Source organism: Candidatus Saccharibacteria bacterium (assembly GCA_016699895.1).
Taxonomy (GTDB): Bacteria; Patescibacteriota; Saccharimonadia; order Saccharimonadales; family Saccharimonadaceae.
In genome coordinates this window covers 551,672-566,620 of record CP064991.1, presented here as the reverse complement: position 1 = coordinate 566,620, position 14,949 = coordinate 551,672, and the positions used below count along the sequence as shown (strand labels likewise).

Genomic DNA, 14,949 nt, shown 5'->3' with positions numbered 1-14,949 from the left:
TCCTACCTCTTCCTCTTTGCGTCGTGACGACTTCTTACGATCATTTTGTTAGTAGACTTGCGTCGGCGAGTGCGATACCCAAGGGTTAATTGACCCCATGGAGTACGTGGTGGTTTACCGGTACCGTGCGCACCACCGTCACCACCACCATGTGGGTGATCGACAGCGTTCATGGCGACACCGCGGACACGTGGGCGAATGCCCATGTGACGTTTGCGGCCAGCGGCACCGATCTTGATATTTTGGTGCTGCTCGTTGCCAACGCTACCAATGGTAGCCATACACTCTAGTCGGAAGCGTCGAACTTCGCCTGATGGCATTTTTACCATAGCGTGATCACCTTCTTTGGCTGTCAACTGAGCGCGAGCGCCAGCCGAGCGAACCGCTTGAGCGCCTTTGCCAATGGTAATCTCGATATTATGAATGGTGGCACCAGTTGGAATGTCACGTAATGAAAGACGATTTCCAACCTCAATTGGCGTTGCGGTAGAGTTGGTCTGGTCTGAGACCTGAATCTTTTGACCTTGACGAACACCACTCGGAGCCACGATGTAATGGAGATCGCCGGCTTCGTCGCGAATACGAGCGATGCGAGCTGTGCGACCTGGATCGTATTCGATGTGTTCAACAGTTGCTACCGTGCCGGGAGCGAGGTTAAAGTTCACATTACGATCAAAGCGCTTGGCGCCGCCACCGCGATGACGACTGGTAATACGACCCTGGTTGTTGCGACCGCTATTTTGTTTGCGGATGCGAACTAGAGATTTGACTGGTTTTTTGGTAGTAACCGTATCAAAATCCTGTGACGTCATACCGCGCCTCGATGGCGTTGTCGGTTTCAATTTCTGGATAGCCATTATACTGCCTCACTTTCTGCAGCTTCTTTGAAGATCTCGATTGAGCCCTCAGAGACTGTTACGTAAGCTTTCTTGGTGTCTTTGCGGGATGCGGTCGTTGGACGAGCGCGCTTGCCGCGGTTGACTGCCTTGACTTTACCTTTGGCGACAAGTAATCGAACATCGCCGACTGTCACCTCAGGATATTCAGCTTCGACAGCTGCCGTGACTTGCGCTTTGTTAGCGTCCATTGGGACATCAAAGACGTAGACGTTATCCGCTGACAACTTGTAGCTTTTCTCGGAAATTCGTGGAGTAATTAACATTATTTGTCTCCTTTCAGCCATGCGGTGGTAGCCTCGAGCGACTTGCCGTTAAATACGATCTGATCAGCGTTCAAGATATGAAAGACCGTCAAATAGGTTGGTCGGACTACTAATACGTTAGACAAATTATTAGTAGCGCGCAGCACCTCAGAGGTCTTGTCCTCGACAACGAGGAGCACTTTGCGATCAGTCGCAATCTTTGCAGTGGCTAGAGATTTGACTGTGTCGCGAGTCTTGCCAGTAAATGTTAGGTCGGCAGTCGAAACTTTTTTCGCCTGGCTAGCGAGGGTTAGCGCCTGACGCAGAGCCACACGTTTGCTATTTTTAGCGATTTTCTTGGTATAGTTTTCGTTACCGAGAGGTCCAAAGACGACACCACCACCACGCCAGATTGGGTTACGAGATGAACCGAAACGAGCGCGACCGGTGCCTTTTTGACGCCATGGTTTTTTGCCACCACCCCGAACATCACCGCGCTTGAGCGTTTTAGCGCCAACTTGGCGACCCTCAGCCAGATAACTTTCGTAGGCTAGTTTTAGTAGCTCGTGATTGGTGACTTCGACACCAAACACAGCTTTATCAAATTTAGGAGTCGTTGTTTCAGCCATTATTCTTGCCCTCCTATGATTACGATGCCTTTTTTCGGTCCAGGCACAGCGCCTTTAACACCGATCAGGTTCTTGTCGACGTCGATATAGGCTACGGTCAAGTTCTTGACCGTAGTTGCCTCGCCGCCCATCTGACCAGCCATGCGCTTGCCCTTAAAGATTTTCTGCGGATACATCGAACCGATGGAACCGACTTTGCGAGTGTTACCTTTGCCACCATGAGTTGCACGATGACGTTTAAAGTTGTGGCGCTTGATCGTGCCAGCCCAGCCTTTACCTTTGCTGGTGCCGCTGACATCGACACTATCGCCGACCACAAATACCTCTGCTGTTAGTGCGTCGCCGACTTTGAGCTCTGGTAGAGTCTCAACCCGAACTTCGCGGATGACTTTTGGTGTTATGTGGGCTGCCTTTACGTGGCCAGCCACGGCATTGCTCAGGTTCTTACCCTGTCCGTAACCGATTTGCACTGCGTTGTAGCCGTCGCTTTCGACTGACTTCACCTGAGTCACAGTACAAGGGCCGGCTTGGATCACGGTAATGGGAAGCATTACCCCGTCTTCGCCGAGGATCTGGGTCATACCAAGTTTGGTACCGATGAGAGTTTTCACTAAACTATCCCTTTTCCACTTAAAACGCCTGAGAATTTGCAGTTTCCTATCTGTAAAAGTAGGACTTGCAGACGTTCTCAGGAACGTTGGTCTAACATTAACCCTGTTATTGTAGCAAATTTTGTCATCAAGTGCAAGCCCCGCGCTGACTTAGTTAATATAGGCCATGGCTCGGCATTTTTCCGCCCTGTCTGGTAATCTCTGCGCAACTGACACAGGCTCGTAATGTTGCCGCCGCCATAGTTCCGTTTTGCCCGACAGAGTCCCGTAACGCCTCACGAGCACACATATCCCAGCCCGATTTAGGTGCTGGTCGTCTATCAATACAACCGTCACAATAGTCTATCGCTCTCTGGTTGACTGCAACGATCCCTAAAACTGTTCGCCGACTCTCCGGCGATGCGTTGCTCACCATCTCGACACCAATCGACAGCCGCTCCTCGATAGTAGGCTCTGCAGCCTCTGCGTCATCTATCGCGTAGGTCATCATCTCGGGTGCAAGTTTTGTCATACTAGGTAGGCCTCCTTTTTTCCTAAAAAAAATAGCCCTGTCGCCAGAGCTATAGTCTAATTACTTTGATTGGTGATTTCGTCATCAGATTATATATTACACCTATCTAACGACAAAATCAAGTCTGTTTCTGTTAATAGATGGAAACTGCCATGCCGCCATAGGGATTAGTTCGTAGATTGGCCTGTAGCTGGCTGGCTGTCCAATAGAATGTGCCCCGCAAGGGATCATTGATCCAAAAGCCGATAGGCTGGCTCGGTTCGCCTTTGACACCTGTCACAACTCGGGCATGACCATTCGTCGCCGACGTTACTACGCGCCCATTCGGAGCGGTCCAGCTATAATAGGACGGCTTTTTACTGGTACCAGTACCACTGATGACGACTGGATGACCAGCGTGAATCTCCTCGGCTATCCAGTTAACATGAACACTACTACCGATCCTTTCGGTAGTACTCTTGCCGAATGACCGAGCAACGCGCGCGACAAGTGGCATTTCGACGCCGGACGCGGTATACATACTAGTACCATCAATGTTGCCGACGAACATCTCTCTAGGATCATCCCACTCGTTATTCGCTACATCCATATCGCGCGGGGCATAGTTCATGTAACCCAAAATAGTCATTTCACTAGTGCTGATACCATAATAGGCGAGTGCCATCCGGAGTGAAGCCAGCCCGCAGGTGGCGGCATGTTCCTGGCGCATCATCGGAACACCGAGTTGCCTAGTGCGAATCTCGGTCGTGAAACTAACACTAAACGCTTGCGTACTCGGTAGCCCAAAACCGCCATTGACAACGCCGCCATCCACACGAGCAGTAATCGTTTGTTGGAACCCGAGATTTTTGACAGTAGCAGTCATCGTATTGCCACTCCAACTAAAGCCAGTTACCGTGCCGCCGCTGATAGAAAAGTGCCCTTCGGCCGACGCATGGTCGACGGGTTGATCAAACGTGAATTTGATATTCTGCTGCGCCTGCGATAATTCTTTGCCAGTCGGTGAGCTAGCCGTGACCGCCACAGCACCGACCGTTTTGAACTCGCTGTCGATGGCACTAGCCAAAATACCGCCATCTGTCGATCTCAGCCCTGACTGTATGTGATACGTATAAGTCTTGCCGGCCTCAACTTTCGACGGAGTAAAGACATATTTCGTGTCGCTCTCCCAGGTGCCGCTACCTTCGAGGTCAAAAACTATCTTGTCTCGGCCCTGCTCGGCTATCGGCTGATTGAACTCTATGACCGCCTGGTCTTGTTCACCGAAATGATCGGCCTTGACCATGGATTGTACGGTTGGTTCGTCGGCCACCTTGAGATTGCGTACTAGTAGTGACTCCTTGTTTTTCTCGTCATAGACCTCGACTCTGATAGTTTGTCCCTGCGGCAATAGCTGATCTCCCTTGACACGCCAGGTATAACTAGAATCATCTTGCCTGACTATCTCGGTTTCGATCACCGGATCAGTTTTGAGCGTCAAGGTGCGCAAACCTTTGCCAGATGATTCTAATTTGGCAACGAACAGATAGTCCGCGGAGATTACGGCGCCGTCTTTTAGAGTTGCTACCCCGGCCTTAGCTAAACGAGGCGCTTTCTCTGTTTTAAAACTGATTGATGGCATCGTCGTATCACCCATAAGGTAGCGCTCTGCATCACCAAAATTTACTGTGTACTCGGTGTTAATGGCCAGAGGATTGTCATGTTCGAAAACCAGAGTATCGGTTCCTAGCAAACCGCCCGGATGATAAATCCACTCACCGCCCTTGACCGCTGGTTCGATCGAAATACTATCAACATCGATAGCTTTGAGCGATTGATTGAGCTCGACCGTAAATGGCTCGTTAACGGAGATATTAACCGTCTCGTGTTGGAACGAAATAGCAGAGGCGGTGCGGAGGAATAGGAAAGCTATTAGGGCGACCACAACGACTGCGCCAAGCCCCATAGCCGAATGCTTTAATATATGTTTATGTTTCCTCATCAAATCCACCACTTTCATACCAATCTCCCCTGTTTGTGTTAAAGTATACGTATATTATAACAATAGCACCAGGAAAACACAAGCTTTTTCTGGCGCTATCTAATTTCTAATACACAGCAACGGCTTGTTTGATACCTTTGCTAATGTCGGTCTTTAGCGCCACCGTTGTCCAGTACTTTTCCGTGCCAGTAGCTGGGTCGTTCAGGTAAAAGCCGTCGGGGTCGCTAGGGTCGCCCTTGAACCCAATCACTAGCCTCGTATGGGTGCGCAGTGGCGCGTTCACGGTGGCGCCGTCCTCGGTATACCACACGGTGTCGCTGATTTTGATCGACACGCCCCAGACGATGACCGGATTACCTGCGTAGAGCTGGCTAACGATCCAGTCAATCTGAACATCGTCTTTGGCCTCGGCCGGGCGACCATTTTTATCGGACGCTGCCGCAATCGGCTCAGCAAATACGCCATAGCCCGTTAACTTCTGTTGATCGCCGTCTTTATCGCCTACAAATTGTTTGTGTGGGTCAGTCCAGATTAGCCTGCCGTTGACCGTTTTTGCCACGACGCCGTCATATCCCATCTGATTCAGGAGCGCCATATCAGTTGTCGTCACGCTACGATACGCGAGCGCCATGCGCAAGGCCGAGGCTTCACAGCTCTGGCCATAGGTCTGTTTATAGAGCGGAACTTTCAATTTAATAACGGTGGTAGCGGAAAAGTTCGTCTGCTCCAAACTCGAACTGATCGAGGTTAGACGCTCCTGGGCTTTGGCTAGGTCGGTCGGTTCTCTCGGCAGCGACTCTATGACCTCGGGTTTGTCAGCACTGGAGCTAGCGGTGCTGTCGGGTTGCGATAATGAGGTATGCTCGCCGGTATGTTGGAGTAGTTTAGAGGCAGTCATGACGCAAATCACAACGATGGCCGCGATAGCTAGCGTCACCAGGAGCCAGCCGCGCCAGGCTTTGGCTCGATTAGTCTTTTTCGACTGGCGATTGATCGCAAAGGCGCTGGTCCTAGCCACTGGTCGATGGTGCGAGATTGGTTTTTTCGACGTCACATGTGATCGCACCACCATATGTCTCGATGGGTGTTGCTCGGCAGGAGTTTTATGTCGCCCGTCATGAGTACGCCCAGGCGTTTCGGTCTTGGTAGCTGCGGAGCTCCCTGTTTTGACCTGAGGCGGAGCTTTAGTTTTATGGGTAGTCGATGATCTTGCCATGGTACCTCCTTTATATCACAATACCTACTGGTGAAACATAGCTGATAATAGCTGCTACTACTAGTATACCAATCTCTAAAGTTCGTCCCATCCGAAAACGTTCAAATGTGACAAGGATCAACCCGACAGCGAGACCGACCGGGACTACTTGGACCGATCCAATTGGTGCGCCCAGCCGAAACCAAGTCAGACCGAGGATCATAAACAGGGCTAGCTTGAGCATAAAATAGCTATAGACGCGTTGGTTTTTGTAGATTTCGCGGTTCATATTGCGTGGCGTCAAGCGTTCGCGCCCAGTAACCTTTCGGCCACCGCCGCGAGTAGTGCGCTTTTTGAACCAAAGTTTTTGTTTTGCCATTTCGTATAATTATACCATAAGCCCCTTGCTCTGCTACAATTGATCGTATGATCAGACGACACGGTGGAAGGTCATCAACCAGGAAAACCTGGCGTCTAGCGCTATGGCTCATTATTGTCGCGGCACTCATGGCATGGCTATACATGGCGGCTAGTGCGACGCATCGATTATCAGCAACTGCAACGACGCTGGATCAACCTGCTGTGTCGGCAATGAAATTCACCCAGCCGTCACGCGGCGCGGCGGCCATTGGTTCGCTCGACGACGGTATGATCGCCCAGTACGGCGCGAGAGATCCCCTCCCGCCCGCCAGTATGGCGAAAACCATCACGGTCTTAGTCGTGCTAGACAAATATCCGTTGGCGGCAGACGAAGATGGTCCAACCTTGACCATGAATTCAGCAGATGTGGAGCGATACAACAAAACCGTCGCCGTTGGCGGATCAAATCTCCCGGTTTACGCGGGACAGCAACTAACGCTCCGATCTGTTCTAAACGCCATTATGCTCGAGAGTGCGAATAATCTGGCGGACAGTTTAGCGATCTGGGCCTTTGGCTCAATGGTAAACTACCATACAGCCGCTACCACTTGGCTAGCTAGCCACAATTTGACTGAAACCACCATCGGTCCCGACGCCAGCGGGCTAGATCCAGCCACCACCAGCTCGACAGGTGATCTGATCAAGATCGCTCAGTTGGTCCTGAAAAACGCAGCTCTCAGCCAGATCGTGGCGCAGGCCAAAGCCACTTTTGCAGGCTCTCGGACAATGACGAATACCAACGCTCTCCTCAGTGACGGTTTCAGAGGCATCAAGACCGGCCACACCTCAGAGGCAGGCTACTGTTTGATGTTTGCCTTTGACTATACGAAAGGATCGCAAACCAAAACGATTATCGGCGTCGTCCTAGGACAGACCAGCAGCGCGGCGCGGTTCGCAGCCGCGAAGGCACTCGCGGAGTCGGCCACCAGTAACCTAGACTATACCAAGGTCGTCGCAAAAGGCGATGCCGTAGCCTACTATAATGTGCCGTGGGTTGGCAAAGTCGAGGTCGAGACCGCGAATGATATCAACGCGCTACGTTGGAAAGATGAATCAATTGCTCCTAACTTGCACCTCGATCAGATCACCGCTCCGAAACAGGCTGGCGACAAAGTTGGTACCTTGACCATCGATGATCAATCAGTCGATCTGGTGCTAGCCTCGGATATCACAGAGCCTCATTTCATCTGGAGACTAGGTCATCCTTTCGCAACCAAGTAGTGGACGAACCTGATTTTTTGCACTAGAATGGTACTATGAATATACAACGTCGGCAGCTCTCAGCCAAAATTGTCATTGGTGCGATAGCGATTCTCGTCATTGGTACTGGATTATTTCTATATACATTACAGTCTGGATCTGATACGACAACGCTCAAAACCGCTAACCAGCCAACCAAGGTCGATAAAGATACCAAACCTAAAACCATCCAGGTTAGCTTGCCTGGAGCTGACCCGATCGATGCCATCGTCGAAGATTACAATGATCCGACTAGCCTATGGGTCGTAGTCAACAAAGATCATCCATTGACACGACAAGATTACAGGCCGAGTAATTTAGTTTTTTTGAAAGATGATAGTCGCACCGACAAAAATCAAGACGAGCGCTCATTGCGTGAGGTGGCTGTTAATGATTATCACGCCATGATGACCGACGCCATGGCGGCAGGCTATGATCTGATGATCGGGAGCGGTTTCCGGTCCTATAACCAGCAAAAGATATACTACACCAATTATGTAGCGAAATCGGGCGAGGAGGCTGCTAATAAATATAGCGCTAAACCAGGCTACAGCGAACATCAGACTGGGCTGGCCGCCGACGTCGCGCCACGATCACGAGAATGTTACATTAGCCTCTGTTTTGGCGATATGGCAGCTGGTAAATGGATCGCAGCTAACTCTTATAAATACGGATTTATCATACGCTATCCGGCCGATAAAACCGAAATTACCAAATACCAGTACGAGCCGTGGCATATACGTTACGTCGGGATACCGCTAGCAACAGCCTTGCATCAAAGCGGATTGACGCTCGATGAGGCCTATCCTTATTTACAGGCCGCTCGCGATGAACTAGTCAAGGCCGGCAAGATCACGGTTCAACCGTAACGCCAGCCTTCGCCGCATCAAGGGCAGTTTCAAGGTACGTTCGTCGTTCCGCCGCCGACCTACTACTGCCAAACATAGATCGTATCTCCGCACCAGCGCTTCCCAGCGGCTGCAGTTTTAGATCATGCCGCGCTAGCAACCTATTCGCCGCCTTGTCAGCTGCCGACCATTCATACGACATAAACGTTGGTGCAAATGCTAGTTTTTTGACTGTTGCCTTTCCATCGGTAATATGAATTTCACCTTTGGCAACACCACTCGTTAAGCCGTCGATGCCGAGCTGGCTGTTCAGCATGTTACCGATCGAGTACCAGACCGGTACATCACGCCCGTCGCTGCTTTTTAGCCAAACGACTGGCTGGATGACATGCGGACCAGTGCCGATCACCATAGTTGCGCCACTATCCGCGAGTAGCTGTGCAGTCTTCCGTTGATCAGCATTCACCACGCTCGAATCCTCAGTTCCCCAATGCGCCGACACCAATACGACATCGGCATTCGCCCTAGCATCACTCATCAATCTCTGCACCAACGCTGTGTCGTGATAGATATTCACGCCGTAACTATTCGAGAGTTTGGTGTTGCTAAAATCGGCAAATGCTACGAAAGCTACTTTGACACCCCGTACTGTGAAATAGGCAACTTTATTCTGATCATCAGCCGAACTATTCATGCCGTTATAAGCCAGTAACGTTTGCTGTTTCCAGACGGCGAGCGATTGATTGATGCCGGCTTGACCTTTGTCGTTTTGGTGATTCGAAGCCAGACTGACGACATTACAGCCGGCACCGTCGACCAAATCACGCGCGAACGCACTCGGCGCATTAAACGCCGGGTAGCCAGTAACACCATATGTATCGCCCGCCACCGAAGTCTCGGGGTTACAAAATACGATGTCCGACCCAGTATAGAGCGACTTGATCGCCGTAAAATACGGTTTGTAGTCATAACCATCGGTGGTTTTCGCCTGAGCATTGACCGAATCATGCGCTAACATATCGCCCATCATGGCGATTTTGATAACTATTTCCTTGGCCACGTCGTCTGGTTCGGGATTCGTGGTGTTCGAGGATACAGTATCTTTGTTGTCATTGTCCGATGACTTTTGCTTCACAACATAAAAAGCCCCGATTGCAACCACGATTATTGCCACAGTAGCAATAATAATCCACTTGAGTTTGCTGGATTTTTTGCCAACATAAAATGCCTGTTTCATCTTGATTAGGAGTATATCACGGTCAAGGTAAAACAGGCAAATATCACTAACTACATGCGAATTTCAGCGTCAACACCGGCTGGTAGCGACAGGTTTTGTAGGCTGTCGATCGTCTTTGGTTTAGCGTCAACGATGTCGATGAGGCGTTTATGAACGCGCATTTCGAAAGCTTCACCGCCCTTTTTGTAGACGTGTGGGCTTTTGACAACGGTAAACGTCGATCGTTTAACCGGCAAAGGTACCGGGCCGACGACGTTAGCACCGGTGCGAATTGCCGTGTCGACAATCTGCTTGGCGGCGGCATCGATGATCTTGTGATCATAGGCTTTTAGTTTGATTCTGATTTTTGGTACGGCTGCATCTGCCATATAGCTCCTTCTCCCTGAGTCTCAGGGGCGCCGCAATCTCTCACAAGTTACCGGCGCAATTAGGTTTAACGCATACTATTGTAGACCAAATCTGGGTTTTTTGCAAGGACTATCTAGATTGTTCTCGACATTGACCATGTTGGAATAGCCCGTGATGCGGATTCAATATCACTACGAGAGCACAGCCTGTCTTGCCACATGCTCGCTGTGCAACCACATGATCACCTGCCCGGAGGTCGTTTCCGTCCAATAATTCTGGCACTGTGACGCCCTGTAAATCTGTCGTATTATATCGCTCGGCGTATTCCCCGAACACGCATCGCCCTTCGCCGTCACCATCGTCATCGTTATCACCATTGCCGCGCATCGATCCAGACCCGTCAGTATTGAGGTCCGGCAGCTGGTTGCTAACATATTCAGTGTCAGCTCCACCCGAAAAAGCCCCTCGTCGTTCCATAGTTCCTGTTGACATGCGACATATTATAGCCGAGTCGCCCCTGATTAACAAATCTTTTGACAGATACAAACCAAAAAGAGAGCTTGCCGTTTATAGCAAACTCTCTCTGGTGGTTAGACTATCGATTATTTTACAATCTTGGTCACAACACCAGCACCAACGGTGCGGCCACCTTCGCGGATAGCGAGGTTGAGACCTTGCTCCATAGCGATTGGGGCTTGTAGTTTGACCTTGAAAGTAACGGTGTCACCAGGCATGACCATCTCTTTACCAGCAGGCAATTCAACCTCACCAGTTACGTCCGTGGTACGGAAGTAGAACTGCGGTTTGTAGCCCTTGGCAAATGGAGTATGGCGGCCACCTTCTTCTTTGCTCAGGATGTAAACCTCGGCTTCGAATTCGGTGTGTGGGGTGATTGAACCAGGTTTCGCGATAACCTGACCGCGCTCAATGTCAGCGCGCTCAATACCGCGAAGCAACAAACCAGCGTTGTCGCCAGCTTGACCCTGATCGAGTTGCTTTTTGAAAGCTTCGATACCAGTCACAACTGATTTCTGCGTAGGCTTGATACCAACAATTTCAACTTCGTCGTTGATCTTGACGATACCCTGCTCGATACGACCGGTCGCAACAGTACCACGACCCTTGATCGAGAAGACGTCTTCGATAGGCATGAGGAAATCTTTGTCGAGTGCGCGAACTGGCTCTGGGAAGTATTCATCCATCGCGTTGACCAGTTCCATAACAGCGTCTTCATTAGCAGCGTCGCCTTCGAGAGCTTTGAGAGCTGAACCCTTGACGATTGGAGCATCTTTGTCGAAGCCGTTTTTAGCTAATAGATCGCGGATGTCTTCTTCGACGAGCTCGACGAGATCGGCATCGGCCTGGTCCATTTTGTTTAGGAATACCAAGATCTTTGGAACGCCCACTTGTTTCGCGAGCAAGACGTGTTCGCGAGTCTGAGGCATTGGGCCGTCAGCAGCAGACACAACCAAGATTGCACCGTCTACCTGAGCAGCACCGGTGATCATGTTCTTGACATAGTCGGCGTGACCTGGCATATCGACGTGAGCGTAATGACGCTTTGGTGACTCGTACTCGTTGTGGCTAGTAGCGATGGTAATACCACGCTGTCTTTCCTCTGGTGCGTTGTCGATTTGGTCATAAGCGACTGGTTTGTTAACATCGCTTGGTAGCTTTTTGGCTAGTACTGCGGTAATAGCAGCCGTCAAAGTTGTTTTACCGTGGTCGACGTGGCCCATAGTGCCAACGTTGACGTGCGGTTTGGTGCGGTCAAATGTTGCCATTTGTTCTCCTTGTTATTAAGTTTATAATTAGCTTCGCGCTCTGGCGACGCGACATTCAACATCGCCGCGGCAGCGCTTACCTACTATTCTACCGAAAAAGTACGACTCTGTAAAGACCTTGGGGAGGCAGTAGTGTGCTTATTTATTTACGACGTGTCGTTACCAGCCCGTCGCTAATATACACATTGTTGGGCACATGTCTGGATGGCGAGCAATGTAGTCGATCTGAGGCGTCAATATCGACAATCCGCGCATAGCCTCTAGCTCGCTAGCTCGCACTTGCTGATCCCTCCAATCATATGGCATCTGATCGCCAATGCCATTAAATTGATCAAAATAGATCAGTCTGCAAGCAATTTTTCCCGATACTAGCGGGAACAGTTCTGTTGTAGCAAACCTAGCCTCACCGAGATCTTTATCGTCTATCGTATCAATAATATCTCGCGCCACAGATTCATGAAACCCTACCGTTCCGCGATGCCTGTTTCTAGTGATAACAATCTCGGGTGATAGCACAAACGGCGTAGCCCGCAAGGCCAATCGACCATTTGGCGAAAACAGAAATGCACCAAAAGTATACGATGGCGGTTTCGCAAGGCTCTCACCGAACCTACTAGCGTCACGCTGAGCACTATCTATCTGTAGCGCCATCATGTCATCATCGTCCGAATGAACAAAGTAGCTACCTAGATCTGTTGCATCGGCAACAAACCTATCAACCAGCTGCTCTCTATGCGCGTCTAGTCTTAATATGGCGAATATCTTTGAAATTGTGCCGAGACTACTATCGCTCTCGGCACAGTCTCAGGCTATTTAGCTCGTTTCTCGATGATTTCCTGAGCTACGTTTGGTGGGACTTCCTCGTACTGGGCCAGTTCCATCGAGCTAGCAGCACGGCCTTGCGACATTGAACGTAGGTCAGTTGTATAGCCGAACATCGATGCTAGTGGTACAAATGAAGTGATTTGTTTGGCGCCGCCCATGAGATCCTCCATAGCCTCGATGCGACCGCGACGCGAGTTGATGTCGCCGATCACATCACCCATGAATTCCTCGGGGGTAACCACGACTAGTTTCATCACTGGCTCGAGTAGGACTGGTTTAGCTTGCTTGACACCTTCGCGGGTTGCGAGCGACCCAGCCATCTTGAAGGCCATTTCGTTAGAGTCGACATCGTGATATGAACCATCATAGAGCGTAGCTTTGACATCAACAACTGGATAGCCGGCGATAACACCGCTATCGAGGGTTTCGATGATACCAGCTTTGACGGCTGGGCGATATTCCTGGGGTACCACGCCACCTTTAATGGCGTCAAAGAACTCGAAGCCTTTGCCAGCCTCATTCGGTTCGAGGCGTAGCCAAACATCACCATACTGACCGCGACCACCGGACTGTTTGATGTATTTACCTTGGATTTCCTTGGTACCACGAATCGTTTCGCGGAAGGCCACTTGTGGTTCACCAATGTTAGCTTCGACATTAAACTCGCGTTTCATGCGATCAACGATAATATCAAGATGAAGCTCACCCATACCGCTAATAATCGTTTGGCCGGTTTCCTCGTCAGTATGAACGCGGAACGTTGGATCTTCCTCGGCGAGACGCTGCAGAGCAATCGCCATTTTTTCCTGGTCAGCCTTGGTCTTTGGCTCAATAGCAATAGAAACTGGAGGATCGACGAACTCGATACCTTCGAGCTGTATTGGATGAGCTGGGTCACAGAGCGTCGTACCGGTGGTCGTGTTTTTCAGACCGACCACAGCAGCGATATCACCAGCTTCGACTTCACCGATGTCCTCTCGTTTGTCAGCAAACATACGGACGATACGGCCGATACGCTCTTTCTCACCCGTTGTTGTGTTCAGGATATACGAACCAGCGGTCAATTTACCACTATAGACGCGAACGAAAATGAGTTTACCGACAAACGGGTCAGCCGCAATCTTGAAGGCTAGAGCGCTGAGCGGCTCGCTAACATCAGGTTTGCGCTCGATTTCGTCGCCAGTTTTTGGATTCTGACCCCACACAGCATCGACATCAGTTGGAGCTGGCATGTAGTCGGCGACGAGGTCGAGTAGTTTCTCGACAATCACGCCGCGACCGTCGCCACCAGTTACGAGATAGAACTCGCCAGATAGTACGGCTTTACGGAGAGCCGATTTCAATTCGTCTTCGGTGATCGATTCTTCGCCTTGGTCGAGATAGCGCTCGAACAATGCATCGTCGTATTCGACAGCTTTCTCAACGAGGAGAGTGCGAGCATTTTTGGCCTTTTCAACCATATCGGCTGGAATCTCGCCTTCGACCAATTCGTGATCAGCGTAGTCTTTGTAGGTATAGCCTTTCATGGCAATCAGGTCAACCACACCGCAAATATCTTTTTCGAAACCGATTGGCAAATGAACTGGCAAGGCGTTTTTGCTGAGGCGATCGTGAATGCTATCGAGTGATTTATAGAAATCGCCACCAGTTTGGTTGATTTTGTTTATAAAGCAAATACGTGGCACACCATATTTGTTAGCCTGGCGCCACACCGTCTCAGACTGCGCCTCAACGCCCATTTTGCCGTCAAACACTGTCACAGCACCATCGAGAACACGCAAGCTGCGCTCGACCTCGGCGGTAAAGTCAATGTGACCTGGGGTATCAATAATATTAATTTTGTGACCCTTCCAGAAACACGTCACTGCAGCGGAGGTAATAGTGATGCCGCGTTCCTTTTCCTGTGCCATCCAGTCAGTCGTAGCACCGTCACCGTCACCACGGACTTCGCCGATTTTGTGAGTGAGACCGGTGCGATATAGAATACCCTCGGTGGTCGTGGTTTTACCAGCGTCAATATGCGCAATAATACCGATGTTACGAAACTTTGCTAGGGGAGTTGTTGCCATGTACTTCCTTCTTCTTTTTACATTAATTAGATTGACAGTTACTGTGCTTTATTTCACGCCACCAAAAAAGAGACGCGACTATGCTCGTTAAAAATTTTAACACGGTATGGC

At 50.3% G+C, this 14,949-nt stretch carries 16 protein-coding genes; 2 read left to right on the top strand and 14 right to left on the bottom strand.

From position 1 onward, the window contains the following. Positions 1 to 2 precede the first annotated feature (2 nt). The 8 genes from rplB to IPL44_02965 form a co-directional block, all read right to left on the bottom strand. Positions 3 to 857 (bottom strand): 50S ribosomal protein L2, encoded by an 855-nt coding sequence (rplB, locus tag IPL44_03000; protein ID QQS17253.1) that lies wholly within the window; start codon positions 855 to 857, stop codon positions 3 to 5. Further along, a complete protein-coding gene (locus IPL44_02995) occupies positions 857 to 1,183 on the bottom strand; it encodes a 50S ribosomal protein L23 (GenBank protein ID QQS17252.1) in 327 nt (108 codons plus the stop codon). Before IPL44_02995 ends, rplB begins: the two co-directional genes overlap by 1 nt. Next, positions 1,162 to 1,770: a 50S ribosomal protein L4 gene (gene rplD / locus IPL44_02990; protein QQS17251.1), complete on the bottom strand. Its 609-nt coding sequence runs from the start codon at positions 1,768 to 1,770 to the stop codon at positions 1,162 to 1,164. The genes IPL44_02995 and rplD overlap by 22 nt, the downstream gene beginning before the upstream one ends. Further along, the gene (gene rplC, locus IPL44_02985) at positions 1,770 to 2,381 is read right to left on the bottom strand and encodes a 50S ribosomal protein L3 (GenBank protein ID QQS17250.1); all 612 of its coding nucleotides are present in this window, start codon (positions 2,379 to 2,381) and stop codon (positions 1,770 to 1,772) included. The genes rplD and rplC overlap by 1 nt, the downstream gene beginning before the upstream one ends. Positions 2,382 to 2,535: 154 nt before the next feature. Next, positions 2,536 to 2,892, bottom strand: coding sequence for a hypothetical protein (locus IPL44_02980; protein QQS17249.1), 357 nt, complete (start codon positions 2,890 to 2,892; stop codon positions 2,536 to 2,538). Between the two features lie 133 nt (positions 2,893 to 3,025). Beyond that, positions 3,026 to 4,891, bottom strand: coding sequence for a C39 family peptidase (locus IPL44_02975; GenBank protein ID QQS17248.1), 1,866 nt, complete (start codon positions 4,889 to 4,891; stop codon positions 3,026 to 3,028). Between the two features lie 88 nt (positions 4,892 to 4,979). After that, positions 4,980 to 6,089, bottom strand: coding sequence for a C39 family peptidase (locus tag IPL44_02970; protein QQS17247.1), 1,110 nt, complete (start codon positions 6,087 to 6,089; stop codon positions 4,980 to 4,982). Between the two features lie 10 nt (positions 6,090 to 6,099). After that, a complete protein-coding gene (locus tag IPL44_02965) occupies positions 6,100 to 6,447 on the bottom strand; it encodes a hypothetical protein (protein QQS17246.1) in 348 nt (115 codons plus the stop codon). A gap of 47 nt (positions 6,448 to 6,494) precedes the next feature. On the opposite strand from IPL44_02965, the gene IPL44_02960 reads away from it, so the two are divergent. Together IPL44_02960 and IPL44_02955 are read left to right on the top strand one after the other, a co-directional pair. Further along, a complete protein-coding gene (locus IPL44_02960; protein ID QQS17245.1) occupies positions 6,495 to 7,709 on the top strand; it encodes a D-alanyl-D-alanine carboxypeptidase in 1,215 nt (404 codons plus the stop codon). Positions 7,710 to 7,744: 35 nt separating this feature from the next. Next, positions 7,745 to 8,596, top strand: a complete 852-nt coding sequence (locus IPL44_02955; GenBank protein ID QQS17244.1) for a M15 family metallopeptidase — start codon at positions 7,745 to 7,747, stop codon at positions 8,594 to 8,596. Here IPL44_02955 and IPL44_02950 read toward each other — a convergent pair. From IPL44_02950 to fusA, 6 genes are all read right to left on the bottom strand, one after another. Further along, positions 8,580 to 9,812 (bottom strand): CapA family protein, encoded by a 1,233-nt coding sequence (locus tag IPL44_02950; protein ID QQS17243.1) that lies wholly within the window; start codon positions 9,810 to 9,812, stop codon positions 8,580 to 8,582. The two genes, IPL44_02955 and IPL44_02950, sit on opposite strands and share 17 nt — an antisense overlap. A 50-nt stretch (positions 9,813 to 9,862) precedes the next feature. Next, the gene (gene rpsJ / locus IPL44_02945; protein ID QQS17242.1) at positions 9,863 to 10,180 is read right to left on the bottom strand and encodes a 30S ribosomal protein S10; all 318 of its coding nucleotides are present in this window, start codon (positions 10,178 to 10,180) and stop codon (positions 9,863 to 9,865) included. A gap of 109 nt (positions 10,181 to 10,289) precedes the next feature. Beyond that, the gene (locus IPL44_02940; protein QQS17241.1) at positions 10,290 to 10,652 is read right to left on the bottom strand and encodes a hypothetical protein; all 363 of its coding nucleotides are present in this window, start codon (positions 10,650 to 10,652) and stop codon (positions 10,290 to 10,292) included. Positions 10,653 to 10,762: 110 nt separating this feature from the next. After that, positions 10,763 to 11,944 (bottom strand): elongation factor Tu, encoded by a 1,182-nt coding sequence (gene tuf, locus IPL44_02935; GenBank protein ID QQS17240.1) that lies wholly within the window; start codon positions 11,942 to 11,944, stop codon positions 10,763 to 10,765. Between the two features lie 159 nt (positions 11,945 to 12,103). Beyond that, positions 12,104 to 12,598: a hypothetical protein gene (locus IPL44_02930; GenBank protein ID QQS17239.1), complete on the bottom strand. Its 495-nt coding sequence runs from the start codon at positions 12,596 to 12,598 to the stop codon at positions 12,104 to 12,106. A 155-nt stretch (positions 12,599 to 12,753) separates the two neighbouring features. After that, positions 12,754 to 14,838: an elongation factor G gene (gene fusA, locus IPL44_02925; GenBank protein QQS17238.1), complete on the bottom strand. Its 2,085-nt coding sequence runs from the start codon at positions 14,836 to 14,838 to the stop codon at positions 12,754 to 12,756. Positions 14,839 to 14,949 lie beyond the last annotated feature (111 nt).